Source organism: Variovorax trehalosi (assembly GCF_051216415.1).
Classification (GTDB): domain Bacteria; phylum Pseudomonadota; class Gammaproteobacteria; order Burkholderiales; family Burkholderiaceae_C; genus Variovorax.
In genome coordinates this window covers 227,068-251,661 of sequence record NZ_JBPJZG010000008.1, presented here as the reverse complement: position 1 = coordinate 251,661, position 24,594 = coordinate 227,068, and the positions used below count along the sequence as shown (strand labels likewise).

Annotated in this window: 25 protein-coding genes; 2 read left to right on the top strand and 23 right to left on the bottom strand. The window is 66.0% G+C overall.

What is annotated here, in order from left to right; genetic code table 11:
- Positions 1 to 2: 2 nt before the first annotated feature.
- Complete coding sequence (locus tag ACSFA7_RS27705) at positions 3 to 908, top strand: amino acid ABC transporter substrate-binding protein (protein ID WP_435502324.1); 906 nt, start codon at positions 3 to 5, stop codon at positions 906 to 908.
- Between the two features lie 13 nt (positions 909 to 921).
- On the opposite strand, the gene ACSFA7_RS27700 is transcribed toward ACSFA7_RS27705, so the two are convergent.
- The 23 genes from ACSFA7_RS27700 to ACSFA7_RS27590 form a co-directional block, all read right to left on the bottom strand.
- The gene (locus ACSFA7_RS27700; RefSeq protein ID WP_435502323.1) at positions 922 to 2,103 is read right to left on the bottom strand and encodes an AAA family ATPase; all 1,182 of its coding nucleotides are present in this window, start codon (positions 2,101 to 2,103) and stop codon (positions 922 to 924) included.
- Between the two features lie 19 nt (positions 2,104 to 2,122).
- Positions 2,123 to 2,866 (bottom strand): 1-(5-phosphoribosyl)-5-[(5-phosphoribosylamino)methylideneamino]imidazole-4-carboxamide isomerase, encoded by a 744-nt coding sequence (gene hisA / locus ACSFA7_RS27695; RefSeq protein ID WP_435502322.1) that lies wholly within the window; start codon positions 2,864 to 2,866, stop codon positions 2,123 to 2,125.
- 63 nt (positions 2,867 to 2,929) lie between these two features.
- Positions 2,930 to 3,589 (bottom strand): imidazole glycerol phosphate synthase subunit HisH, encoded by a 660-nt coding sequence (gene hisH, locus ACSFA7_RS27690; RefSeq protein ID WP_435502321.1) that lies wholly within the window; start codon positions 3,587 to 3,589, stop codon positions 2,930 to 2,932.
- A gap of 19 nt (positions 3,590 to 3,608) precedes the next feature.
- Positions 3,609 to 4,217 carry an imidazoleglycerol-phosphate dehydratase HisB gene (gene hisB / locus ACSFA7_RS27685; protein WP_013539717.1) on the bottom strand — a complete coding sequence of 203 codons (609 nt, stop codon included), beginning with the start codon at positions 4,215 to 4,217 and terminating at the stop codon, positions 3,609 to 3,611.
- Positions 4,214 to 5,296: a histidinol-phosphate transaminase gene (hisC, locus tag ACSFA7_RS27680; RefSeq protein ID WP_435502320.1), complete on the bottom strand. Its 1,083-nt coding sequence runs from the start codon at positions 5,294 to 5,296 to the stop codon at positions 4,214 to 4,216. Before hisC ends, hisB begins: the two co-directional genes overlap by 4 nt.
- Positions 5,289 to 5,960: a suppressor of fused domain protein gene (locus ACSFA7_RS27675; protein WP_435502319.1), complete on the bottom strand. Its 672-nt coding sequence runs from the start codon at positions 5,958 to 5,960 to the stop codon at positions 5,289 to 5,291. Before ACSFA7_RS27675 ends, hisC begins: the two co-directional genes overlap by 8 nt.
- A gap of 7 nt (positions 5,961 to 5,967) precedes the next feature.
- On the bottom strand, positions 5,968 to 6,327 hold the full coding sequence (locus ACSFA7_RS27670; RefSeq protein ID WP_435502318.1) for a hypothetical protein: 360 nt from the start codon (positions 6,325 to 6,327) through the stop codon (positions 5,968 to 5,970).
- 5 nt (positions 6,328 to 6,332) lie between these two features.
- The gene (locus tag ACSFA7_RS27665) at positions 6,333 to 7,157 is read right to left on the bottom strand and encodes a hypothetical protein (protein ID WP_435502317.1); all 825 of its coding nucleotides are present in this window, start codon (positions 7,155 to 7,157) and stop codon (positions 6,333 to 6,335) included.
- 37 nt (positions 7,158 to 7,194) lie between these two features.
- On the bottom strand, positions 7,195 to 8,565 hold the full coding sequence (gene hisD / locus ACSFA7_RS27660; protein WP_435502316.1) for a histidinol dehydrogenase: 1,371 nt from the start codon (positions 8,563 to 8,565) through the stop codon (positions 7,195 to 7,197).
- Positions 8,562 to 9,206 (bottom strand): ATP phosphoribosyltransferase, encoded by a 645-nt coding sequence (gene hisG, locus ACSFA7_RS27655; RefSeq protein WP_176660395.1) that lies wholly within the window; start codon positions 9,204 to 9,206, stop codon positions 8,562 to 8,564. Before hisG ends, hisD begins: the two co-directional genes overlap by 4 nt.
- Positions 9,203 to 10,492, bottom strand: coding sequence for a UDP-N-acetylglucosamine 1-carboxyvinyltransferase (gene murA / locus ACSFA7_RS27650; RefSeq protein ID WP_435502315.1), 1,290 nt, complete (start codon positions 10,490 to 10,492; stop codon positions 9,203 to 9,205). Before murA ends, hisG begins: the two co-directional genes overlap by 4 nt.
- A 39-nt stretch (positions 10,493 to 10,531) precedes the next feature.
- On the bottom strand, positions 10,532 to 10,774 hold the full coding sequence (locus ACSFA7_RS27645; RefSeq protein WP_013539709.1) for a BolA family protein: 243 nt from the start codon (positions 10,772 to 10,774) through the stop codon (positions 10,532 to 10,534).
- Positions 10,775 to 10,791: 17 nt separating this feature from the next.
- Positions 10,792 to 11,547 (bottom strand): ABC transporter permease, encoded by a 756-nt coding sequence (locus ACSFA7_RS27640; RefSeq protein WP_435502357.1) that lies wholly within the window; start codon positions 11,545 to 11,547, stop codon positions 10,792 to 10,794.
- Positions 11,548 to 11,552: 5 nt separating this feature from the next.
- Positions 11,553 to 12,500 (bottom strand): ABC transporter ATP-binding protein, encoded by a 948-nt coding sequence (locus tag ACSFA7_RS27635; RefSeq protein WP_435502314.1) that lies wholly within the window; start codon positions 12,498 to 12,500, stop codon positions 11,553 to 11,555.
- 33 nt (positions 12,501 to 12,533) lie between these two features.
- Positions 12,534 to 12,809 (bottom strand): STAS domain-containing protein, encoded by a 276-nt coding sequence (locus ACSFA7_RS27630; RefSeq protein WP_435502313.1) that lies wholly within the window; start codon positions 12,807 to 12,809, stop codon positions 12,534 to 12,536.
- 15 nt (positions 12,810 to 12,824) lie between these two features.
- Positions 12,825 to 13,484: an MlaC/ttg2D family ABC transporter substrate-binding protein gene (locus ACSFA7_RS27625; RefSeq protein WP_435502312.1), complete on the bottom strand. Its 660-nt coding sequence runs from the start codon at positions 13,482 to 13,484 to the stop codon at positions 12,825 to 12,827.
- A gap of 170 nt (positions 13,485 to 13,654) precedes the next feature.
- Positions 13,655 to 14,398 carry an MlaA family lipoprotein gene (locus ACSFA7_RS27620; RefSeq protein ID WP_435502311.1) on the bottom strand — a complete coding sequence of 248 codons (744 nt, stop codon included), beginning with the start codon at positions 14,396 to 14,398 and terminating at the stop codon, positions 13,655 to 13,657.
- A 26-nt stretch (positions 14,399 to 14,424) separates the two neighbouring features.
- On the bottom strand, positions 14,425 to 14,919 hold the full coding sequence (mlaD, locus tag ACSFA7_RS27615; RefSeq protein WP_307650271.1) for an outer membrane lipid asymmetry maintenance protein MlaD: 495 nt from the start codon (positions 14,917 to 14,919) through the stop codon (positions 14,425 to 14,427).
- Between the two features lie 37 nt (positions 14,920 to 14,956).
- Positions 14,957 to 15,739 (bottom strand): lipid asymmetry maintenance ABC transporter permease subunit MlaE, encoded by a 783-nt coding sequence (mlaE, locus tag ACSFA7_RS27610; protein ID WP_435502310.1) that lies wholly within the window; start codon positions 15,737 to 15,739, stop codon positions 14,957 to 14,959.
- Positions 15,736 to 16,563 carry an ABC transporter ATP-binding protein gene (locus ACSFA7_RS27605; RefSeq protein WP_435502309.1) on the bottom strand — a complete coding sequence of 276 codons (828 nt, stop codon included), beginning with the start codon at positions 16,561 to 16,563 and terminating at the stop codon, positions 15,736 to 15,738. Before ACSFA7_RS27605 ends, mlaE begins: the two co-directional genes overlap by 4 nt.
- A 98-nt stretch (positions 16,564 to 16,661) precedes the next feature.
- Positions 16,662 to 18,140 (bottom strand): glutamate synthase subunit beta, encoded by a 1,479-nt coding sequence (locus ACSFA7_RS27600; RefSeq protein ID WP_435502308.1) that lies wholly within the window; start codon positions 18,138 to 18,140, stop codon positions 16,662 to 16,664.
- 34 nt (positions 18,141 to 18,174) lie between these two features.
- A complete protein-coding gene (locus tag ACSFA7_RS27595) occupies positions 18,175 to 22,923 on the bottom strand; it encodes a glutamate synthase-related protein (RefSeq protein ID WP_435502307.1) in 4,749 nt (1,582 codons plus the stop codon).
- Between the two features lie 184 nt (positions 22,924 to 23,107).
- A complete protein-coding gene (locus ACSFA7_RS27590; RefSeq protein WP_435502306.1) occupies positions 23,108 to 23,803 on the bottom strand; it encodes a transposase in 696 nt (231 codons plus the stop codon).
- A 68-nt stretch (positions 23,804 to 23,871) separates the two neighbouring features.
- Between ACSFA7_RS27590 and ACSFA7_RS27585 the strand changes: the two genes are divergently transcribed.
- Positions 23,872 to 24,579 carry a DUF1266 domain-containing protein gene (locus ACSFA7_RS27585; RefSeq protein ID WP_435502305.1) on the top strand — a complete coding sequence of 236 codons (708 nt, stop codon included), beginning with the start codon at positions 23,872 to 23,874 and terminating at the stop codon, positions 24,577 to 24,579.
- Positions 24,580 to 24,594: the final 15 nt, after the last annotated feature.

Genomic DNA, 24,594 nt, shown 5'->3' with positions numbered 1-24,594 from the left:
CCATGAAACTCAAGGCCACGCTGTCGGTTCTGCTCACCGGACTGCTGGCGGTTGCCGCGCTCGCCGTCGCACCGGCGCAGGCCCAGGAGCAGCTCACCGGCACGCTCGCCAAGGCGCGCGAATCGGGCGCCATCACCATCGGCTACCGCGAGTCGTCGGTGCCTTTCTCGTACCTCAATGCGCGCAAGGAGCCGATCGGCTATTCGATCGAACTCTGCCGCGCGCTGGTCACGGCCATCGAGGACACGGTCAACAAGAGCCTCACGATCAAGTGGGTGCCCGTCACCTCCGATTCGCGCATCGACGCGGTCGCCAGCGGCAAGGTCGACCTGGAGTGCGGCTCCACCACCAACAACCTGGAACGCCAGAAGCGGGTGAGCTTCTCGCCCACGATGTTCGTCTCGGGCACCAAGGTGCTGGTGAAGAAGGGCGCGCCGATCAAGTCGTTCCGCGACCTGGCCGGCAAGAAGGTGGCCGTGACCGCCGGCACCACCAACGAGAAGACGCTGCGCGACCTGTCGGAGAAGTTCAAGCTCGGCATCAACCTGCAGGTGGCGCGCGACCATGCGGAATCGTTCGGGCTCGTGAAGAGCGGCCAGGCCGATGCCTTCGCCACCGACGACGTGCTGCTCTACGGCCTCATCGCGCAGGACGCCGCCAAGGCCGACTACGAGGTGGTGGGCGACTTCCTCTCCTACGACCCCTACGGGATCATGTACCGCAAGGGCGACGCGCAACTGGCCAAGGTGGTCAACGACACCTTCCAGGTGCTGGCCGAAGACGGCGAGATCGAGCGACAGTACAAGCGCTGGTTCCTGCGCAAGCTCCCTTCGGGCGAGAGCATCAACCTGCCGATGAGCGCGCAGCTCGAGACGATCATCCAGACGATGTCGGTGAAGGCCGAGTAATCCCGGCGCTTCCCTATCGCGCTGGCCACTCCCAGCGCGGGATTTCGCTCATGTCGAGATTGGCGATGCGGGTTTCGCCGAACTGCTTTTCGAGCACCACGTGCTGCACGCCGTCGCTGTCGTCCAGCGCTGCGATCAGGCGCGCGGCGTGCGACACCACGATCACCTGCGACTCGCGTGCGGCCCGGGCGATCAACCGGCCCAACGCGGGCAGCAGATCGGGGTGCAGGCTGGTCTCGGGCTCGTTGAGCACCAGCAGCGCCGGCGGCCTTGGCGTGAGCAGCGCAGCGATCCAGAGCAGGTAGCGCAGCGTGCCATCCGAGAGTTCTGCCGCCGTCAGCGGGCGCAGCAGGCCGTGCTGGTGCATCAACGTCTCGAAGCGGTCGTCGACAACGCGCACTTCGACGCGAGCACCCGGAAAGGCATCGTCCACGGCGCGGTCGAGCGCTTCGTCGTCGCCGATCTCGCGGATGGTCTGCAGTGCGGCGGCCAGGTCGGAACCGTCGTTGGCGAGCACCGGGGTGTAGGTGCCCAACTGTGGCTGGCGTGCAGGAGCATCTGCGTCCGAACGGAAATGATCGTAGAAACGCCATGAACGCATCTGCTCGCGCAGCGTGAGCATCTCGGGGGCCGCCTGCGGATCTGCGTACTCGGTCATCATGCTGGCGAACGCCGGAATGGGGTGACCGACGGCCTGCCAACTCTTGCCTTCGCGCAGGCGTAACGCGGCACCCTTGCGGTCGACCAGTTGCGTCGCGGGTCGCAGCAGCGGGCCGCTCCAGATCACCTCGTGCTTGATTTCAGGATCGTGCGAGAAAGCCGTGGGCGGCATGGGCGGCGACGGCGGCGGCAGGCCAATATCGATGGCGTAACCGAACTCGTCGGATTCGCTACCGGCAAACCCCAGCTTCAGAGCGACGGGCTCGTTGCGCCTCGTGCCCTGCACCGGCATTTCGCCCCGCAGCATCGCTGCCGAGAAGCGCTCGGGCCCGGCCCACAGTGTGGAAGACAGCCCGCCCTCGCGCACCAGCGAGCGGATCACTCCGCCGTTGGCGATATCGGCCAGGAGCCGCATCGCCCGGTACACGCTCGACTTGCCGCTGCCGTTGGCGCCCGTCACCACCGTGAGGCGGCCGAGCGGCACCGTCAGCTGGCGCAGCGACCGGTAGTTGGCAATGGCGAGCGCGGAGAGCACGCGCTGCGCAAGGAAGGCGTCAGGCGCCGGCCAGCTCGTCCGCGCGCGCCTGGGCGGCGGCGAAGTCGAGGTCGCCCGAGTAGATGGCGCGTCCGCAGATCACGCCCTCCACGCCTTCGAACTCGACCGCGCAGAGCTGGTCGATGTCGGCCATGTTCGAGAGACCGCCCGAAGCGATCACCGGGATCGTCAGCGCCTGCGCGAGCTTGACGGTGGCGTCGATGTTGATGCCCGAGAGCATGCCGTCGCGGCCGATGTCGGTGTAGATGATCGATTCGACGCCGTAGTCCTCGAACTTCTTGCCGAGGTCGGCCACCTCGTGGCCGGTGAGCTTGCTCCAGCCGTCGGTGGCGACCTTGCCGTCCTTGGCATCCAGGCCCACGATGATGTGACCGCCGAAGGCGCTGCAGGCGTCCTTGAGGAACCCCGGGTTCTTGACCGCGGCGGTACCGATGATCACGTAGCGCAGGCCGTCGTCGATGTAGCGCTCGATGGTGTCCAGGTCGCGAATGCCGCCGCCCAGCTGCACCGGGATGTCGTCGCCGACTTCCTTCAGGATCGCCTTGATCGCCGCATGGTTCTGCGGCTTGCCGGCGAAGGCGCCATTCAGATCGACCAGGTGCAGCCGCCGTGCGCCGGACTCGACCCACTTGCGGGCCATGGCGGCGGGGTCTTCGCTGAAGATGGTGGACTGGTCCATGTCGCCCTGTTTGAGGCGAACGCAGTGGCCGTCTTTGAGATCAATGGCGGGAATGAGGAGCATGGAAGTGACGCGAGTGAGCGAAAGCCGGGCTGTGGAAGGTTCGGCCCGGTCGGAAAAAATGGTTCAGGGATTCCAGTGGAGGAAGTTGCGATAGAGCTGCAGCCCGTGGTCCGCACTCTTCTCCGGGTGGAACTGGGTGGCAAAAATGTTATCGCGTGCGATGGCTGCGGTAAAGCTCGCGCCGTAATCGGCCTCGCCCACGCTGTGCCGGGCGTCGGCCGGCCGCGCGTAGAAGCTGTGCACGAAGTAGAAGTAACTCTGGTCGGGAATGCCCGCCCACACCGCGTGCGGCTGGGCCTGGCGCACCTGGTTCCAGCCCATCTGCGGCACCTTGAAACGGCTGCCGTCGGCCTGCAGGCGGCCGGCCAGTTCGAACTTGATGACCTCACCCGGTATGAGGCCAAGGCCGTCGGTCGGGCCTTCGTCGCTGCGCGACAGCAGCATCTGCATGCCAACGCACACGCCGAAGAGCGGCTTGTGCGCCGCCGCTTCGAGCACCGATTCCTGAAGACCGGAGTCGCGCAGCTCGCGCATGCAGTCGGGCATTGCGCCCTGCCCCGGCAGCACCACGCGGGTGGCCTTGCGCACCACGTCCGGGTCGGAAGTGACGAACACCTCCACGCCCACCTGGTCGGCTGCATGGCGCACGGCCTGCGACACCGAGTGCAGGTTGCCCATGCCGTAGTCGACGACCGCGACGGAATTCGTTGCTACAGATTTCATAGCTGTTCGCCGATGGATTTCAGAGCGAACCCTTGGTCGATGGGATGACGCCCACGGAACGCGGGTCCAGCTCCAGCGCGCCGCGCATCGCACGGGCGAAGGCCTTGAACACGGTCTCGCATTGGTGGTGCGCGTTCACGCCCTTGAGGTTGTCGATGTGCAGCGTGACGAAGGCGTGGTTCACGAAACCCTGGAAGAACTCGTAGGTGAGCTGGCTGTCGAAGGTGCCGATCATTCCGCTGGTGAAGGGCACATGCATCACGAGGCCCGGGCGGCCCGAGAAGTCGATGACCACGCGGCTGAGCGCTTCGTCCAGCGGCACGTAGGCATGGCCGTAGCGGCGGATGCCCTTCTTGTCGCCGATGGCCTGGGCCACGGCCTGCCCCAGCGTGATGCCCACGTCTTCCACCGTGTGGTGGCCGTCGATGTGCAGGTCGCCCTGGCAGTCGATGTCGAGGTCGATCAGCCCGTGGCGGGCGATCTGGTCGAGCATGTGGTCGAAGAAGCCGATGCCGGTGGCGAGCTTCGCCTTGCCGGTGCCGTCGAGGTTCACGCTGACGGTGATCTTCGTCTCGGCGGTGTTGCGGGTGACCGACGCGGTGCGGTCGGTGCTCTGTGGGGTGGTCATAGTGAGGCTTCGAGTGCCGCCAGCATCCGCGCATTCTCGTCGGCCGTTCCGACGGTCAGGCGCAGGCAATTTGCCAGCAGTTCGTGCATTTTAGAAACGTTCTTCACCAGGACCCCCTGAGCCTTCATGCCCTCGAAGGTCTTGGCGGCATCGGGAACACGCAAAAGGATCATGTTGGCGTCGCTCGGCCAGGTCTTCACGCCCGGCAGCCGGCCCAGGCCAGTCATCAGGCGCTCGCGCTCCTCGCGGATCTGCCGGGCCTGCGCCTCGAACACCTCGGTGTGCTCCAGCGCGAACAGCGCGCACTCGCAGTTGAGCACGCTGATGTTGTAGGGCGGACGCACCTTGTCGATCTCGGCGACCAGCGCGGCCGGCCCCATGAGAAAGCCCAGGCGGATACCGGCCAGGCCGAATTTGCTGAGGGTGCGCATCAGCAGCACATGGCCGTGCTTCGCGAGCCGGTCGATGTAGCTGCGGGCGGCGAAGGGCTGGTAGGCCTCGTCGATCACCACCAGGCCGCCCTGCGCGCCCTGGGCTTCGAGGATCTTCTCGACGACCGCGTCGTCCCAGAGATTGGCGGTCGGGTTGTTCGGGTAGGCGAGGTACACGATGGCGGGCTTCTCGCGCGCGATGGCGGCCAGCATGGCGGCCTCGTCGAGCTCGAAGTCGGCCGTGAGCGGCACACCCACGAAGCGCAGGCCCTGCAACTGGGCGCTCATGGCGTACATGACGAAGCCGGGCACGGGCGCGAGCACGGTGGCGCCGGGCTGGTCGCAGGCGATGGCCAGCAGCGAGATCAGTTCGTCCGAGCCATTGCCCAACATCAGGCTGAACCCTTCGGGCATCTGCGCATGCGCGGCCAGCGCGCGCTGCAGGTCGGCGCCGCGGTCGCCCGGGTAGCGGTTGAGCGCCAGCGCGCCGAGCCGCGCGCCGAGCTCGGCCTGCAGCGCGGGCGGCAGGCCGAAGGGGTTTTCCATCGCGTCGAGCTTGATGAAGCCGCGCGCGTCCTGCACGGCGTAGGCGTGCATGGCGCGCACGTCGGCGCGGATGCGCTGGAGCGCGGGGAGAGAGTCAGACATAGGAGATTCGCTGGGGGTCGAAGACCATCGGGTGGTCGTTGGCGTCGAACAGGTCGAGCAGTTCGCCAAAGCCGCCCTCGCGCTTGACCAGCGCGTATTCGGCTTCGGAGATGAGGTTGACGGTCAGCGTGGCGATGGCCTCGCCTTCATCGACCGTGACGCCTGAGAGCATGCGCGCGTCGGGACCGTAGATCGGCGTGAGAAAAAAGAAGGTCTGGAACCCGCAGAACGACAGCGGCGGTTCGGGCATCGGCACGCGATGGCCGCTGGCGAGGAAAAAGCGGTCGAAGGCCGGCAGCTTGGCGAGCCAGCGCAGGTTCGAGATGTATTCGGGGTTCAGGTTGCGCACGTACCAGACCAGCTCGGCTGCGCGCGTCATCCCCTCGGGCACGCCACCGGGCGGCGCTGGCATGAGGCGGTCGCTCATGCCGTTGGTGACGAGCACGTAGCCCTCGTCGTCGCTGCCATCAGCGTCGCAGTCTTCGACGAAGTTACGGCCGAAGGCGTGGATGTCGACGCGGTGCTCGGCGTCGGCGCTGTCCAGGAAGGTCTGCTCGGGCTCGTCTTCCAGCGCGTCGAGCATGGCCTGCAGGCGCAACTGGGCGCGCGTGGGCATTGCATCGGCGGCGCCACCCATCAGGGCCTTTTTCAGTTTCGCGAACATGGGGCAATCAGGACGCACACCGGAAGCTGTTCTGCAAGGCGGTCGACAGCACCAGTTGCACCGGCATGTCGGCCTCGTAGAGCTCGGCATTGCGCTTGAGCTCGGCCTGGAAGAGCGAGCGCGCCATCGAGGGTTCGAGCCGGCGGCCATCGACGCAGAAGAGCGGCTTCTGGCCGGTGCGCCGCGCCGCGTCGCTCGCTTCGCGCAGGCCTTCGAGCACGCCCACGAGGTAGTAGCTCGCGTAGGCCTTGCCCTCTTTCTTTTCCTTGACCTCGAGCGTGTGGAACTCGCGGATGGTCATGGCCTGCGCACCGACGCCGGCCGCAAGCGCGAACACGAGCATCGACAGACAGGCGGTGCGCTTCATGGCATTTACTTGCGGTAGCGCGGCGGCGGCGCGTAGCTGCCGCCGTCGGCCGGGAAGGCGCTGGGCTGCGGCGGCGTGGCATCGCGGCGCGGACGGCGCGGTACCTGGGGCTGCTCGAGTTCGAACAGCGCGGCGCCGATCACGCCGATATTGCGCACATCGCCAGCCTCGGTGTTCGCCGCGTAGGCACGGCCCGGCGTGGCGAAGCGGAAGGCCGCGACCTCGCTCTGACTCTTGCGGAAGCCCTCGATGTTCAGCGTCTCCTGCGGGCGCAGCACGTAGCCGCCGTTGCGCAGGCTGCCGGGCTTGCCGCTGAGCACATCGAGGCCGTCGACGGTGGCGATCACTTCGTAGCTGCGGTCGCTCAGGTTGCGAAAGCGCAGCGTGTAGCGCGCGCCTTCGATGCCTGCGAGGCGGAACATGTCGTCGCCTCGGCGCGAGCGCTGCAGCGGCAGCGGGCGGTTGCTCTCGTCGAGCACCGACCATTCGACGTCGCCCTGGGCCAGTTGCAGGTTGAGCCGGCGCTCGGGGTTGTTGCCCACGTCGCGGCGCACGGCGGAGGCTTCGTTGTAGCCGATGGAAGCCACGTCGTCGGGCTGCCCGGACAGCCGCTTGGCCTCGACGGTGCGGGTCTTCGACTCGATGCCCTCGCCCCACTGCGTGCCGAGTTGGGCCGGCGCGGGCGCCGGGGCTGCGGCGCCGGGCGTCGCGGTTGTCGCGACCGACTCGGCGCGGTTCTGCGGCATCGTGCAGGCGGCCAGCAAGGCGGCGCCTGCCACGAGGCCGGTGGCGAAGCGGAAAAATCGCGAACGATAGAGACGTTGAATCATCTGGCGTGCTCCTCCCTGAAACGGGGTTGTTGGAGCCTCAGATCTTACGCAGGCGCATCCGTGCCGCTTCGGCGTGCGCCTGCAGGCCCTCGCCCTCGGCCAGCGTGACGGCGATCGGGCCGAGCACTTGCGCACCGGCTTCGCTCACCTCGATAAGGCTGGAGCGCTTCTGGAAGTCGTAGACGCCCAGCGGGCTCGAGAAGCGCGCCGTGCCGCTCGTGGGCAGCACGTGGTTCGGGCCGGCACAGTAGTCGCCCAGGCTCTCGCTGGTGAAGGCGCCGAGGAAGATCGCACCGGCGTGGCGCAGCAGAGGCTCCCAGCGGTTCGGTTCGCTGCTGCTCACTTCAAGGTGCTCGGGCGCGATGCGGTTGCTGATCTCGCAGGCCTCTTCCATGCTCTTCGTGTGGATCAGCGCGCCACGGCCGTTGAGCGAGGCGGCGATGATTTCCGCGCGCGGCATCGTGGGCAGAAGGCGATCGATCTCGGCCTGCACGCGATCGATGTAAGCCGCGTCGGGGCACAGCAGGATGCTCTGCGCCAGCTCGTCGTGCTCGGCCTGGCTGAACAGGTCCATCGCCACCCACTCGGGCGGCGTGGTGCCGTCGGCCAGCACGAGGATCTCGCTCGGGCCCGCGATCATGTCGATGCCCACGGTGCCGAACACGCGGCGCTTGGCGGCGGCCACGTAGGCGTTCCCGGGGCCGGTGATCTTGTCGACCGCGGGGATGGTGGCAGTGCCGTAGGCGAGCGCGGCCACGGCCTGCGCGCCGCCGATGGTGAAGGCGCGGGTGACGCCCGCCACGTAGGCGGCGGCCAGCACCAGCACGTTGCGCTCGCCCTTCGTAGACGATTGCCCGCCTGCGCCGCCCGTCGCGACGCTGCCCTTCACAGGCGTCGGCACGACCATGATGATTTCGCCAACGCCGGCCACATGCGCCGGGATCGCGTTCATCAGCAAGCTGGACGGATAGGCCGCCTTGCCGCCGGGCACGTAGATGCCGACGCGGTCCAGCGGCGTGACCTTCTGGCCGAGCAGCGTGCCGTCGGCGTCGCGATAGCTCCAGCTTTCGCCGCTGGCCTTCTTCTGTGCCTCGTGATAGCTGCGCACACGTTGGGCCGCGGCTTGCAGCGCATCGCGTTGGTCTTGGGGCAGCGAGTCGAAAGCTTCCTTGAAATCGGCTTGCGTCAATTCGAGTTCGGAAACGGCGGCAGCGCCCAGGCCGTCGAAGCGGCGCGTGTACTCCAGCACCGCCTCGTCGCCACGCTTCTGCACATCGGCCAGGATGTCGGCCACCACTTTTTCGATAGCCGCATCCGCATCCGCGGACCAATGCAGCCGCGCCTTGAATTCAGCATCGAAGCTGGCTGAAGTCGTGGAGAGACGGGCGGGGGCTGCTTTCAGAGTCATTTGGCGGGAGGAATGGCTGACGCGAAGGCGTCGATGATGCGGCGGATCGGCTCGCGCTTGAGCTTGAGCGCGGCCTGGTTGACGACGAGGCGGGCGCTGATGTCCATGATGCGTTCGACCTCGACGAGGTGGTTGGCCTTGAGCGTGTTGCCGGTGGAAACCAGGTCGACGATCGCGTCGGCCAGTCCGGTGAGCGGCGCGAGCTCCATGCTGCCGTAGAGCTTGATCAGGTCCACGTGCACGCCCTTGCTCGCGAAGAATTCGCGCGAGAGGCCGACGTACTTGGTCGCCACGCGCAGGCGCGACCCCTGGCGCACGGCCGAGGCGTAGTCGTAGTCCGCGCGCACGGCCACGCTCAGGCGGCAGGCCGCGATGCGCAGGTCCAGCGGCTGGTACATGCCCTGGTTGCCGTTTTCCAGCAGCACGTCGAGGCCGGTCACGCCGAGGTCGGCGCCGCCGTACTGCACATAGGTGGGCACGTCGGAAGCACGCACCAGCACCACGCGCACGTCGGGGCGGGTGGTTTCGAGAATCAGCTTGCGCGACTTCTCGGGGTCTTCGGTGACCTCGATGCCGGCGGCGGCCAGGAGAGGCATCGTCTCTTCGAAGATGCGGCCTTTGGAGAGTGCCAGGGTGATCATGCGGCGGCTCCGGTCACACGTTCGATGTCGGCGCCCAGGCCGCGCAGCTTGGCTTCCATGCGGTCGTAGCCGCGATCCAGGTGATAGATGCGGTCGACCAGCGTCTCGCCCTCGGCCACGAGGCCGGCGATCACCAGGCTGGCGGAGGCGCGCAGGTCGGTGGCCATCACGGTGGCGCCCGACAGTTGCTGCACGCCCTCGACCATCGCCACCTTGCCTTCGACATGAATGGTCGCGCCGAGGCGAACCATCTCGTTCACATGCATGAAGCGGTTCTCGAAGATGGTCTCGGTGACCATCGAGGCGCCGCGCGCGATCACGTTCAGCGCCATGAACTGGGCCTGCATGTCGGTCGGAAAGCCCGGGTATTCGGTGGTGCTGAAACTCTGCGCCTTCAGGTGCTCGCTGGCCGGGGCCTTGGAGCTGATGCGCACGCCGCCCTCTTCCCGCGCGACCGTGCAGCCGGCGTCGCGCAGCTTGTCGATCACCGCGTCCATGTGGTCGGCGCGGGCATGGCGCAGGAACACGTCGCCGCCCGTGGCCGCGACGGCGCAGAGGAAGGTGCCGGCCTCGATGCGATCGGCCACCACGGCGTGCTCGCAGCCGTGCAGCTTCTCGACGCCCTGGATGCGGATGTGGCTGGTGCCGTGGCCTTCGATCTTCGCGCCCATGCGGATCAGCATTTCGGCCAGATCGACGATCTCCGGCTCCTGCGCGGCGTTTTCGAGCAGCGTCTCGCCCTCGGCCAGCGCGGCGGCCATGAGGAAGTTCTCGGTGCCGGTGACGGTGACCATGTCGGTCAGGATGCGCGCGCCCTTCAGGCGGGTGCGGCCCGCGGGCAGGCTGGCGATCATGTAGCCGTGCTCGACCACGATCTCGGCGCCCATGGCCTGCAGGCCCTTGATGTGCTGGTCGACCGGCCGCGAGCCGATGGCGCAGCCGCCCGGCAGCGACACCTTGGCGTGGCCGAAGCGCGCGAGCAGCGGGCCGAGGGCCAGCACCGAGGCGCGCATGGTCTTCACCAACTCGTAGGGAGCTTCGGGGTTGGTGAGATCGCCGGCGTTCAACTGCACGGTGCCGTTGTCGTCGCGCTCGGCCGTCACGCCCATGTTGCGCACCAGCTTGAGCATGGTCGACACGTCCTGCAGGCGGGGCACGTTGTGCAGCGTCACGGGCTGGTCGGTCAGCAGCGCCGCGCACAGCTCGGGCAGCGCGGCGTTCTTGGCGCCGGAAATGAGTACCTCGCCGCGGAGCTGGCGCCCGCCGCGAATCAGAAGTTTGTCCATCGAGGATCCAGCGAAATGGGGTGGCCCGGGGGCCGGAATTTACTTTTCCACCGCCGCCCATTCGGCCGGCGTGTAGGTTTTCATCGAGAGCGCATGCACTTCGTCGGTGTGCATTTTCGCACCGAGGGTGGCGTAGACCCGCTGGTGGCGCTGGATGGCGCGCTTGCCCTCGAATTCGGCCGAGACGATGGTCGCGTACCAATGTCGGCCGTCGCCCTCCAGCGAGATGTGCTCGCAGGGGAGGTGGGACTGGATCAGGGCCTGGAGTTGTTCGGCGGTCATGGGTCTGGAAGAGGCTTTCAGCCTCGGATTTTGTAGCCGATACGGAGAAGGTGGACGGCAATCGCGCTCACCACCAGCCAGGCGGTGCCGACGATGCCCAGGCTGAGCCAGGGCGAGGCGTCGCTCACACCGAAGAAGCCATAGCGAAAGCCGTCGATCATGTAGAAGAACGGGTTCAGGTGGCTCACGGTCTGCCAGAACGGCGGCAGCGAGCCGATCGAATAGAACACGCCCGACAGGAAGGTCATGGGCATGATCAGGAAATTCTGGAACACGGCCATCTGGTCGAACTTCTCGGCCCACAGGCCGGCGATGAGGCCCAACGTGCCCAGCATCGCAGCGCCCAGCAGCGCGAACACGACGATCCACACCGGCGCCACGAAATTGGGCATCGCGAAGAAGATGGTGACCACGAACACGCCCAGCCCCACGGCCAATCCGCGGATGATCGACGAGCCCACATAGGCAAAGAACCAGCCCCAGTGCGACAGCGGCGTGAGCAGCACGAACACCAGGCTGCCCATGATCTTGCTCTGGATGATCGAGGAGGAACTGTTCGCAAAGGCGTTCTGCAGCACGCTCATCATCACGAGGCCGGGCACCAGGAAGGCCGTGTAGCCGACCGTGCCGTAGACCTTCACGTGGTCTTCGAGCACGTGGCCGAAAACCATCAAGTACAGCAGCGCGGTGAGCACCGGCGCGCCGACCGTCTGGAAGCCGACCTTCCAGAAGCGCAGCGTCTCCTTGTAGAGCAGCGCGCGCCAACCCGTCACGGCCATCATCGCGCGACCTCCAGCGGCGTCTGCTCGCCCGCCATCAGATCGATGAACACGTCTTCCAGATCGGCCTTGCGCATTTCCACGTCTTCCACCGCGACGCCGGCTTCGCGGATCGCGGCCAGCAGTTGTTCGACTTCATGCGCGTTCTGCGCCGGCAGCTGCACGATGCGCCCGGTGATGCGCGCGTGCTGGGCAATGGCCCAGGGCAGCATCGCGTCGGTCTTGAAGCGCAGCACGTTGCTCGCGGCCGACTTCAGCAGTTCACTGGTGCGGTCGAGCGCAATCACGCGGCCCTGCTTGAGCATCGCGATGCGGCTGCACAACGCCTCGGCCTCTTCCAGGTAATGGGTGGTGAGCAGCACGGTGCTGCCCTGCTTGTTGAGTTTGGCAACGAACTGCCAGAGCGTCTGGCGCAGTTCGACGTCGACGCCGGCGGTGGGCTCGTCCAGCACGATGACGGGCGGCTTGTGCACCAGCGCCTGCGCCACCAGCACGCGGCGCTTCATGCCTCCCGAGAGCTGCCGCATGTTGGCCGTGGCCTTGTCGGCGAGGCCCAGGCTGTGCAGCAGCTCGTCGATCCAGTCGTCGTTGTTCTTGATGCCGAAGTAGCCCGACTGGATGCGGAGCGACTCTCGCACGTTGAAGAAGGGGTCGAACACCAGCTCCTGCGGCACGATGCCCAGCTGGCGGCGCGCCTCGGCGTAGTCGCGCTGCACGTCGAAGCCATGCACGCTGATGGCGCCGGACGTGGGCCGCGACAGGCCCGCGAGCATGCTGATCAGCGTGGTCTTGCCCGCGCCATTGGGGCCGAGCAGGCCGAAGAACTCGCCCGGCTCGATCTGGAAAGAGACCTCGTCGACCGCGCGCAAGCCTTGTTTGCCTTGGGCTTTCTGCTGTCTGGAGGGAGGGTAGGTCTTGGAGACCGATTGGAATGAGATCGCGGGCATGGGAGCCCGCGATTTTAAGGGGCCGTTACTTTTTCAGGGCGCGGCGGGCAAAAGGCCCGCGATGCCGTACAGCGCGGCCAGTTCGCGCAGGCGCGGCGAGAGCCCCTTGACCGAGAAGCCGCGGCCCAGCGCGCTGGACTCGCGGCGGCATTCGAGCAGCACTGCCAGCGCCGACGAATCGAACTGGGACAGCGCGGTGGCATCGACCACCGTGGACGACGAATCCGTCTGGCCCTTCAGCCCCTGCTGCAGCATGCGCATGCAGGCGGGAGCCTCGTCGTGGGTGAGCTTGGTGGGCAGGACCAGCATGGCGATGTCGGCCGGTCAGCTCTTGGTGTTGCTCTTGTTGCGGCTTGCCAGCGCAGCGATCAGGCCGTCGATGCCGCTCTTGTTGATTTCCTGCGCGAACTGCGTGCGGTAGGTGTCGACCAGCCAGACGCCCAGCACATTCAGGTTGTAGACCTTCCACCCCGCGCCCTGGCCCGGCGTCTTCTCCAGGCGGTAGTCGAGCTGCACCGGTTCGCCGCGGCCCTGGATCTCGGTGCGGACCAGCACTTCCTTGTCGTCGGCCGAGCCGCGGAAGGGGCGCACAGTGACGGTCTGGTCGACCACCTGGTCGAGCGCACCGGCATAGGTGCGAACCAAAAGGGCCTTGAACTCGTCCTGCAGGCGCTTTTGCTGCTCGGGGGTGGCCTGGCGCCAGGCCGGGCCGACCGCCGAAGCCGTCATGCGCTGGAAGTTGACGTTGGGCATGATCTTGCTGTCGACCAGCAGCATGATCTTGTTGACGTCGCCGGCCTTGATCGACGAGTCGGCCTTGATCGTCTCGAGCACATCGCTCGACAGGCGCTTGACCAGCGCGTCGGGTGCCTCATCGGCAGCGTAGGCGGGGCGAACGAAGGCGGTGGCGGCGCCGAGCAGCAGGGCCCCGGCCAGGACCAGTCGGCCCACATCGCGTCGTTGCAGCAAGATCTTGTTGTTCATGGAGAGTCCCTCAAATTTGAAAAATCGTCGAAGCACCCGGATCGCACAAAGCAAGGGGTGCTGCGACAAGAACGGATTCGACAGGCCCGGGGCCGACCGGGTTCCTGAAGCGCAGGTGAAGCCTTGCAACCGGATGCAAGCGGCTTCATCGTCCGCCCCGCGCTTTCTGCTTACTTTCCGGCGCCGTCGTCGGCCGGGCTGTTGCCGGCACCGTCGTCCGGTGGATTGCCGTCGTAGACCTGGCTGCGGCGGCGCTGCAGGAATGCATCGCGCGTGAACGAATACTTGTCGAGCGCTGCTTCGCCGAGCAAGCGGCCGGCGCGCAGGTACTGCGAACGGGTGTCGACGGCATGCAGCACGGTGAGCGAATTGCGCCAGGCCACGTCGTTCATCTGGGAAACCGGGTCACCGAGGCGGTCCACCGGCAACGCCGCGGTGTCGCGCAGGGTCGACGGGCCGAACACCGGCAGCACGATGTAAGGACCGGCGCCCACACCCCAGTAGCCCAGCGTCTGCCCGAAATCTTCTTCGTGGCGGGGAATGCCCGCCTCGGTCGCCACGTCGAGCAGGCCGCCAAGCCCGAAGAACGTGTTGACATTGAGCCGCATGAAAGTCTCGGCGCTGCCTTGCAGCTTCAGCTGCACGACGTTGTTGGCGAGGTTCCAGACGTCGCCCAGGTTGTTGAAGAAGTTGTCCACACCCGAGCGCACCATCGAAGGCAATACGCGCTGGTAAGCGGTGGCCACCGGCACGAGGACGGCGTTGTCGACAGTGTCGTTGAAGCGCGTCACGCCGCGATTGAAAGGCTCGAACGGATCGGCCGGATTGACGTTGGGCCCGGTGGCGCACCCGGCAACGATTGCCAGAGCGGCGGAGGCAATTGCCCAACGGGCACTATTAGCTATGCTTTTCATAGCACTCGATGCAAAGATTCGTGATGTCATTTTTTGTTGGCTGTTCCCGGCGCCGTATTCGAGCCCCCTTCGGCCGCCTTGCTGTAAAGGAACTGGCTGATCAGGTTCTCCAGCACCACGGCCGATTGGGTCGCGGTGATGGTGTCGCCGGCTTGCAAGTTCTTCTCCTCGGCGCCCGCTTCGATGCCGATGTACTGCTCGCCGAGCAGGCCACTGGTCAGGATCTTGAGCGAGCTGTCCTTGGGAAAACTGTAACGGTTTTGAAGTGCCAGCGTCACGTCGGCCTGAAAGGCCTTGTCGTTGAACGCAATGGATTCCACACGCCCAACCACCACGCCAGCACTCTTGACCGCGGTTTGTGGCTTCAAACCACCAATGTTGTCGAAGCGCGCGGTGACCGTGTAGGTCTTCTGGAAATTCAGACTCAGCAGGTTGGCCGACTGCAGCGCGAGAAACAGCAGTGCGGCCGCGCCGATGAGCACGAACAGGCCGACCCAGATGTCGTTGTTGGAACGTTGCATGGTTTGCACTCTCTAGAACGATTGGAGCGAGGCTCCTTTAGATACTGAACATCATGGCGGTGAGCAGGAAGTCCAGCCCCAGCACCGCAAGCGATGCCGTCACGACCGTGCGCGTGGTTGCACGCGACACGCCTTCGGGCGTGGGCTGGGCCTCGTAGCCCTGCAGCAGCGCAATGAAAGTCACGGTGAAGCCGAAGACGATGCTCTTGATCACGCCGTTGCCGACGTCGCGCCACACATCGACGCCGCCCTGCATCTGGCCCCAGAAGGCGCCCGGATCGACCCCCAGCATCAGCACGCCCACCACGTAGCCGCCCATGATGCCCACCGCGCTGAACACGGCCGCCAGCAGCGGCATGGTGATGACGCCGGCCCAGAAGCGTGGCGCGAGGATGCGCTGCACCGGGTCGACCGCCATCATCTCCATCGCGCTCAATTGCTCGTCGGCCTTCATGAGGCCGATCTCGGCGGTGAGCGAAGTGCCCGCGCGCCCGGTGAAAAGCAGCGCCGCCACCACGGGCCCGAGCTCGCGCACCAGGCTCAGCGTGACCAGCAGGCCGAGCGCCTCGGAAGAACCGTAGCGCTGCAGCGCGTAGTACATCTGCAGCCCCAGCACGAAGCCGACGAACAGGCCCGACACGCCGATGATCGCGAGCGAGTAGTTGCCCAGGAAATGGATCTGGTCGCGCACGAGGCCGAAGCGACGCATGATCTGCGCGCCCGGACCGACGAGGCGCATGAAAAGCTTGGCGCCGTAGCCAAGATTCGCCAGATGGCTGCGCACGGCAAAGCCAACATCGGCGGGCTTCCACCAGCTCATGAACGCCCTCCTTCGACATTGCCGAAGTCGTCTTCGATGCTGACGCCGGGATAGTGGAAGCGCACGGGCCCATCGGGCAGCGCATTCACGAATTGGTGCACCAGCGGGTCGGTGCTCTCCCGCACCTCGGCCGGCGTGCCCTGCGCGGCGATGCTGCCGTTGGCCAGGATGATCACGTGATCGGCGATGCGGAAGGTTTCTTCGAGGTCGTGCGACACCACGATGCTGGTCAGCCCGAGCGTGTCGTTGAGCTGGCGAATCAGCCGCGCGGCGGTGCCGAGCGAAATCGGATCGAGGCCGGCGAAAGGTTCGTCGTACATCACGAGATCGGGGTCGAGCGCGATCGCGCGCGCCAGCGCCACGCGCCGTGCCATGCCGCCCGACACCTCGCTGGGCATCAGGTCGCGCGCACCGCGCAGGCCCACCGCATCGAGTTTCATGAGCACCACGTCGCGCACCAGCGCTTCGGACAAGGGGGTGTGCTCGCGCAGTGGAAACGCCACGTTGTCGAACACGGTCATGTCGGTGAACAGGGCGCCGAACTGGAAGAGCATGCCCATGCGGCGCCGGGCCGCGTAGAGCGCCGCGTTGTCGAACTTGCCAACGTCGTGGCCGTCGAAGTGCACTTCGCCGCGCTGCGCCCGCTGCTGTCCGCCGATCAATCGCAGCACCGTGGTCTTGCCGCCACCGGAGGCGCCCATCAGGGCCGTGACCTTGCCGCGCGGGACGGCGAAAGAGACGCCGTCGAGGATCGCACGCGCCCCGTAGCCAAACGTGACGTCGCGGAACTCTACGAAGGATTGTGGCTGTGCGGCTGGGTCCATCTCAATAAAAAAGCCGGGCACCTTTTCAGGCATCCCGGCATGCGGTTTCCGCGAATGATAGCGGGGCCGTGACGGGCCCCGCGAAATTGAAACAAAAATCAGCGCGGCAAATCGCTGAATCCCATCAGGAACTCGTCCACCGAGCGTGCAGCCTGGCGGCCTTCGCGAATGGCCCACACCACAAGCGACTGGCCGCGGCGGATGTCGCCTGCAGCAAACACCTTCGGCACGTTGGTGGCATAGCCGCCGATGAAGTCGACAGTGGCCTTGGCATTGCCGCGTGCATCCTTCTCCACGCCGAAAGCGTCGAGCACGGTGGCCACGGGGCTGATGAAGCCCATCGCCAGCAGCACGAGGTCGGCCTTGAGGATCTGCTCGCTGCCGGCGACTTCCTGCATCTTGCCGTCCTTCCACTCGACGCGAACGGTCTTGAGGCCCGTGACCTTGCCCTTTTCGCCGATGAACTCCTTGGTGGAGATGGCGAACTCGCGCTCGCAGCCCTCTTCGTGGCTGGAGCTGGTGCGCAGCTTGATCGGCCAGTAGGGCCAGGTCAGCGGGCGGTTTTCTTCCTCGGGCGGCTGGGGCATCAGCTCGAACTGCGTGACGTTCACGGCGCCGTGGCGGTTGCTGGTGCCCACGCAGTCGGAGCCGGTGTCGCCGCCGCCGATGACGATCACGTGCTTGCCGTCGGCACGCAACTGGCCTTTGACCTTGTCGCCCGCGTTGACGCGGTTCTGCTGCGGCAGGAATTCCATCGCGAAATGGATGCCGTCGAGGTCGCGACCGGGCACCGGCAGGTCGCGCGATTGCTCGGCGCCGCCGGTGAGCACCACGGCGTCGAAGTCCTTCTGCAGCTGCTCGGGCGTGATGGTTTCCTTGGCGAGGTTGGTCACCTTGGAGCCCTTGCCCAGCGGGTCTTTGGCGGCGCCGATCATCACGCCGGTGCGGAAGGTGACGCCCTCTGCCTTCATCTGCTCGACGCGGCGATCGATGTGCGTCTTCTCCATCTTGAAGTCGGGGATGCCGTAGCGCAGCAGGCCGCCGATGCGGTCGTTCTTCTCAAACAGCGTCACCTCGTGGCCGGCGCGTGCCAGTTGCTGCGCCGCCGCCATGCCGGCCGGGCCTGCGCCCACCACCGCCACCTTCTTGCCGGTCTTGTGCTTGGCCACGCGTGGTGCGACCCAGCCTTCGTCCCAGGCGCGGTCGATGATCGCGTGCTCGATCGACTTGATGCCGATCGCGTCGTCGTTCACGTTGAGCACGCAGGCCGCCTCGCAGGGTGCGGGGCAGATGCGGCCGGTGAACTCGGGGAAGTTGTTGGTCGAGTCGAGCACCGCAAAGGCGTTCTGCCAGTCGTTGCGGTACACGAGGTCGTTGAAGTCCGGAATGATGTTGTTGACCGGGCAGCCGCTGTTGCAGAACGGCGTGCCGCAGTCCATGCAGCGCGCGCCCTGCACCTTGGCCTGCTCGGGCGTCAGGCCGACAACGAATTCCTTGTAATGCTTGACGCGCTCGTCGACGGGCTTGTAGCCCTCCTCGATGCGCTCATGCTCCATGAAGCCGGTGATCTTTCCCATCGTGCTTTCCTCTGTTCTTCGTTTTCGTTGCCGCTCAAACCGCAGCCGTCGTGGCCGGGGCGACCAGCGCGTGCGGCTCCAGGCCCACATGCGCGTTGTTGCCGCTGCTGGTCAGCTCGACCTTGCGGTCGTGCAGTTCGGCGAGCGCTCGCTTGTATTCGTTCGGGAACACCTTGACGAACTTGGTGCGCGACACGGCCCAGTTGTCGAGCAGTTCGCGCGCGCGCTTGCTGCCGGTCCAGCGGTGGTGCTCTTCGAGCAGCTTCTTGAGCTGGGCTTCGTCGGTCTCGCCGCCGTGCCAGATCTTGCGGTGCACGCTGGCGGTTTGTTCGGCGGAGGTCAGCACCTTGTCGAGCGACACCATCGAGAGGTTGCAGCGCGTGGCGAACTGGCCGTCCTCGTCGTAAACGAAGGCCACGCCGCCGCTCATGCCGGCCGCGAAGTTGCGGCCGGTCTTGCCGAGCACGGCCACCGTACCGCCGGTCATGTATTCGCAGCCATGGTCGCCCGTGCCTTCGATCACCGCCGTGGCACCCGAGAGGCGCACAGCGAAACGTTCGCCGGCCACGCCGCAGAGATACGCCTCGCCGGTGGTCGCGCCGTACAACGCGGTGTTGCCGACGATGGTGTTGCGCACCGCTTCGCCGCGGAAGTCCAGGCTGGGTCGCACCACCACGCGGCCGCCCGAGAGGCCCTTGCCGGTGTAGTCGTTGGCATCGCCGATCAGGTACAGCGTGATGCCGCGTGCCAGGAATGCGCCGAAAGACTGGCCGCCCGTGCCTTCAAGTTGGATGCGGATCGAATCGTCGGGCAGCCCTTGCGGATGCACCTTGGTCAGCGCGCCCGAAAGCATCGCGCCCACCGAGCGGTTGACGTTGCGCGCCACCTCGATGAACTGCACCTTCTCGCCCTTGTCGATGGCGGGACGCGACTTCTCGATGAGCCTCACGTCGAGCGCCTTGTCCAAACCATGGTCCTGGTTCTCGACATGGAAGCGAGCCACATCGGCCGGAACGTTCGGCAGTGTGAAGAGGCGGCTGAAGTCCAGGCCCGAGGCCTTCCAGTGTTCGATGCCCTTGCGGGTGTCCAGCAGGTCGGCGCGGCCGATCAGGTCGTCGAACTTGCGGATGCCCAGCTGGGCCATGATCTGGCGCACTTCTTCCGCGACGAAGAAGAAGTAGTTGACGACGTGCTCGGGCTTGCCCGAGAACTTCTTGCGCAGGATCGGGTCCTGCGTGGCCACGCCCACCGGGCAGGTGTTGAGGTGGCACTTGCGCATCATGATGCAGCCCTCGACCACCAGCGGCGCGGTGGCGAAGCCGAACTCGTCCGCGCCCAGCAGCGCGCCGATGGCGACGTCGCGGCCGGTCTTCATCTGGCCGTCGGCCTGCACGCGGATGCGGCTGCGCAGGCGGTTGAGCACCAGCGTCTGCTGCGTCTCGGCCAAGCCGATTTCCCACGGGCTGCCCGCATGCTTGATCGACGACCAGGGCGAAGCGCCCGTGCCGCCGTCATGGCCGGCGATCACGACGTGGTCGCTCTTGCACTTGGCCACGCCCGCAGCGATCGTGCCGACGCCGATTTCGCTCACCAGCTTCACGCTGATGCTGGCGTGCGGCGCGGTGTTCTTCAGGTCGTGGATGAGCTGCGCCAGATCCTCGATCGAGTAGATGTCGTGGTGCGGCGGCGGCGAAATGAGGCCCACGCCCGGCACGGCATAACGCTGCTTGCCGATGTACTCGGTGACCTTGCCGCCGGGCAGCTGGCCGCCCTCGCCCGGCTTGGCGCCCTGTGCCATCTTGATCTGGATCTGGTCGGCCGAGTGCAGGTACTCGGCGGTGACGCCGAAGCGGCCCGAGGCTACCTGCTTGATGCGCGAGCGCAGCGAGTCGCCGTCGTTCAGCGGCAGGTCGACCTCGACGTTGGCCGCGCCGATCACGCTCTTGAGCGTGTCGCCCTGCTTGATCGGGATGCCCTTGAGCTCGTTGCGGTAGCGCGCCGGATCTTCACCGCCCTCGCCCGTGTTGCTCTTGCCGCCGATGCGGTTCATGGCAATCGCGAGCGTGGCGTGCGCCTCGGTGCTGATCGAGCCGAGCGACATCGCGCCAGTGGCGAAGCGCTTGACGATTTCGGAAGCCGCTTCGACCTCGTCCACCGGAATGGCCTTGGCCGGATCGATCTTGAACTCGAACAGGCCGCGCAGCGTGAGGTGGCGGCGGTTCTGGTCGTTGATGAGCTGCGCGTATTCCTTGTACGTGTTCCAGTTGTTGGAGCGCGTGCTGTGCTGCAGCTTGGCGATGGCGTCGGGCGTCCACATGTGCTCTTCGCCGCGGGTGCGCCAGGCGTACTCGCCGCCGGCGTCCAGCATGTTGGCGAGCACCGGGTCGTCGCTGAACGCGGCCTTGTGCATGCGGATGGCTTCCTCGGCGATCTCGAAGACGCCGATGCCTTCCACGCGGCTGGCCGTGCCGGTGAAGTACTTGTTCACCGTCTCGGTGTTCAGGCCGATGGCTTCGAAGAGCTGCGCGCCGCAGTAGCTCATGTAGGTGCTGACACCCATCTTCGACATGATCTTCGACAGGCCCTTGCCGATGGCCTTGACGTAGTTGTAGACCGCCTTGTCGGCGCTCAGGTCGCCCGGCAGGTCGGCGTGCATGGCCGCCAGGGTTTCCATCGCGAGGTAGGGGTGCACGGCTTCCGCACCGTAGCCGGCGAGCACGCCGAAGTGATGCACTTCGCGGGCCGAACCGGTTTCGACGACCAGGCCAGCCGTGGTGCGCAGGCCTTCACGGACCAGGTACTGGTGGACGGCCGAGAGGGCCAGCACGGCCGGAATCGCGACTTGCGTCGGGCTCACGCCACGGTCGCTCACGATCAGGATGTTGTGGCCGCCCTTGATGGCGTCGACCGCTTCTGCGCACAGCGACGCGAGCTTGGCTTCGACGCCCTCGTCGCCCCAGGCGAGCGGGTAGGTGATGTCGAGCGCATAGCTCTTGAACTTGCCCTGCGTGTACTTGCCGATGTCGCGCAGCTTCGCCATGTCGGCGAAGTCGAGGATCGGCTGGCTCACCTCGAGCCGCATCGGCGGGTTGACCTGGTTGATGTCCAGCAGGTTGGGCTTGGGGCCGATGAACGACACCAGCGACATCACGATGGCTTCGCGGATCGGGTCGATCGGCGGGTTCGTCACCTGCGCGAACAACTGCTTGAAGTAGTTGTAGAGCGGCTTGTTCTTGTTGGAGAGCACGGCCAACGGGCTGTCGTTGCCCATGGAACCGATGCCTTCCTCGCCGGCCTGCGCCATCGGGCTCATCAGGAACTTGATGTCTTCCTGGGTGTAGCCGAAGGCCTGCTGGCGGTCGAGCAGCGCGACCTGGCTGAGCGGCGCGGAGACCGGCTCGGCCTTGACGCTGTCGAGCTTGATGCGCAGGTTTTCGATCCACTGCTTGTAGGGCTTGCTGTTCGCGAGGGTGGCCTTGACCTCCTCGTCGTCGATCATGCGGCCCTGCTCCAGGTCGATCAGGAACATCTTGCCGGGCTGCAAGCGCCACTTGCGAACGATCTTCTGCTCGGGCACGGGCAGCACGCCCGACTCGGACGCCATGATGACCAGGTCGTCGTCGGTCACGCAGTAGCGCGAGGGGCGCAGGCCGTTGCGGTCGAGCGTGGCGCCGATCTGGCGGCCGTCGGTGAAGACGATGGAAGCCGGGCCGTCCCACGGCTCGAGCATGGCGGCGTGGTATTCATAGAACGCGCGGCGGCGCGGGTCCATGGTGGCGTGCTGTTCCCAGGGCTCGGGGATCATCATCATCACGGCCTGGCTGATGGGGTAGCCGGCCATCGTCAAGAGCTCGAGGCAGTTGTCGAAGGTGGCGGTGTCGGACTGGCCGGCAAAGCTGATCGGGTAGAGCTTCTGCAGGTCGGCGCCCAGCACGGGCGACGACATCACGCCTTCGCGCGCCTTCATCCAGTTGTAGTTGCCCTTGACCGTGTTGATTTCGCCGTTGTGGGCGACGTAGCGGTACGGGTGGGCCAGCGGCCACTCGGGGAAGGTGTTGGTCGAGAAGCGCTGGTGCACCAGGCCCAGGGCCGAGACGCAGCGCTTGTCCTGCAGGTCCAGGTAGTAGGTGCCGACTTGATCGGCCAGCAGCAGGCCCTTGTAGACCACGGTGCGGCTGGACATGCTCGGAACGTAGTATTCCTTGCTGTGCTTGAGCTTCAGGCGCTGGATGTTGGCGCTGGCGGTCTTGCGGATCACATAGAGCTTGCGTTCCAGCGCGTCCTGCACGATCACGTCGTTGCCGCGGCCGATGAAGACCTGGCGCAGCAGCGGTTCCTTTTCGCGGACGGTGGGCGACATGGGCATGTCGCGGTTGACCGGCACGTCGCGCCAGCCCAGCAGCACCTGGCCTTCGGCCTTGATGGCGCGTTCCATTTCCTGTTCGCAGGCTTCGCGGGAAGCGTGTTCCTTGGGCAGGAAGATCATGCCGACGCCGTATTCGCCCGGCGGGGGCAGCGTGACGCCCTGCTTGGCCATCTCTTCGCGGTAGAGGTGATCGGGCAGCTGGATCAGGATGCCGGCGCCGTCGCCCATCAGCTTGTCAGCGCCCACTGCGCCGCGATGGTCAAGGTTTTCGAGGATCTTCAAGCCCTGCAGCACGATGGCGTGGCTTTTTTCGCCCTTGATGTGGGCCACGAAGCCGACGCCGCAGGCATCGTGCTCATCGGCACCGGAATACAGACCGTGTTTTTGGAGATGTTTGATCTCGGCAGCCGTCGTCATGGCGCACTCCTTCAGTTTTCGCAGGGAAAGGGAGCATATTGCGATGCACAAAGAATGCCAAACACTTTAATAGGGGTCAGATTCTTATTAAAAGTCGAGTTTTCTTATCGGAATTAAATTAGGGACATATCAAAAAATGTAGCAAAAGCGGCAGACGGCATAAGGGAGCGCCGGCGCTTTCAGCTCAGGAATTGGAGGTGGAAGGGGGTCGGCCAGCCTTGGCCTTGACCACGCGACGCTCGGTCGATTTCTGCAACGAGTCCAAAAAATCCCCGTCGCCCGCCGCCCAGCCCCGCAAGGTGGCCTCGGTCAGCGCGTTCTGATCAGCCGCCCGGACCCCGGCGCGCACCAACTCGACATATGCCGCCTCGCGCGCGAACGGCGTGTTGCCGAGCTCCCAGTACAGCGGATGCGGCGTCAGCAGCTTGTCGTGCCGCAGGCCTGCGTAATGTCCGTGGCTCGACCACCGGTAGTCGCGGGCATCCACCGCCATGCCGGCGCGCACCGGGTTGAGGTCGATGTAGGCCATGCAGGTCATCAGATAGCGATCGGTCTGGATCAACGTCGACCTGTAGCGCCCCTCCCACAATGTGCCGCTGCGGCCGTGGCGGTCATTGAAGTAGCGCACATAGCTGCGCCCCACCGACTGCATGAACTGCGGCAGGCCGGTCGTGCTGTTGGGCGTGGCCAGCAGGTGGAAATGGTTGTCCATCAGCACATAGGCGTGCAGCGCGATGCCGAAGCGCGTGGCGTTGTCGGCCAGGAGGCCGAGCAGCTTCTCGTGGTCCGCGCGATCGACAAAGATCGGCTGGCGGTTGTTGCCGCGCTGGATCACGTGGTGCGGCATGTCGGCCAGCGTGAGACGGGGGAGTCGGGCCATGGAATGAAGTGACGCGCGAGGCTTGTATCCTAAGCGGCCCGTTTACCAACGCACCCAGGGAGGGATGAATGTTCAAGTTTTTCAAGGAACTGGTCGACTCGGTGAAAGAAGGCATGGCCGAAGGAAGAGCCGAACTCGCCCAGGAAACGGCCGATCGCGAGGCTGCGCAGCAGGAAAACAACGCCGCGCTGGCAGCGCGCCTTGCGGCCTCCTCGCGCTTCGAGAACTTCGCCGTGGCACTCGCCGCGGTGTATCGGCAGACCTTTGGCCCCGACCTGAAGGAAGCGCACGAGGCGCAACGCAGCGCGGTGCATCTGCTGTGCATCGGCATTGCGCCCAACGAAGTCGAGGCCTGGAAGAAACTGCTGGCACGCGATTTCTCGGTGACGAATGGCGAAGAGGCGCAGGCCGCCGTGGCAGAGATCGTCGACGACCTCGCTTCACAGGCCAGCGATGAAGACCTGGCCTTGTGGACCGGTCGCGCGGCCCATCTGGCGACGGGCGCCGCAGCTGTCGGCTACGCAAGCGCCGAAGAGGCGCTGGACTGGCTCGAGCCCGCCGTTGAACTCGCCATCGGGCGTTTCACCGGCTGGGACAACTACGCGCAGAGCTTCCTCGCAGGCGAGCGCAACGCACCGGGCAGCAACATCGTGGGGCGCAAGCTGCTGGCCTCGGTGGCCGAGAAGCTTCTCGCGGACGAACTCAGCCCCTGGAAGACGGTAGCGTGGCCCCCGCGTGATTCATTCACCGACCTGGTGGCTTCGCGGGCTGCATAGCCACCGCGACGCGGG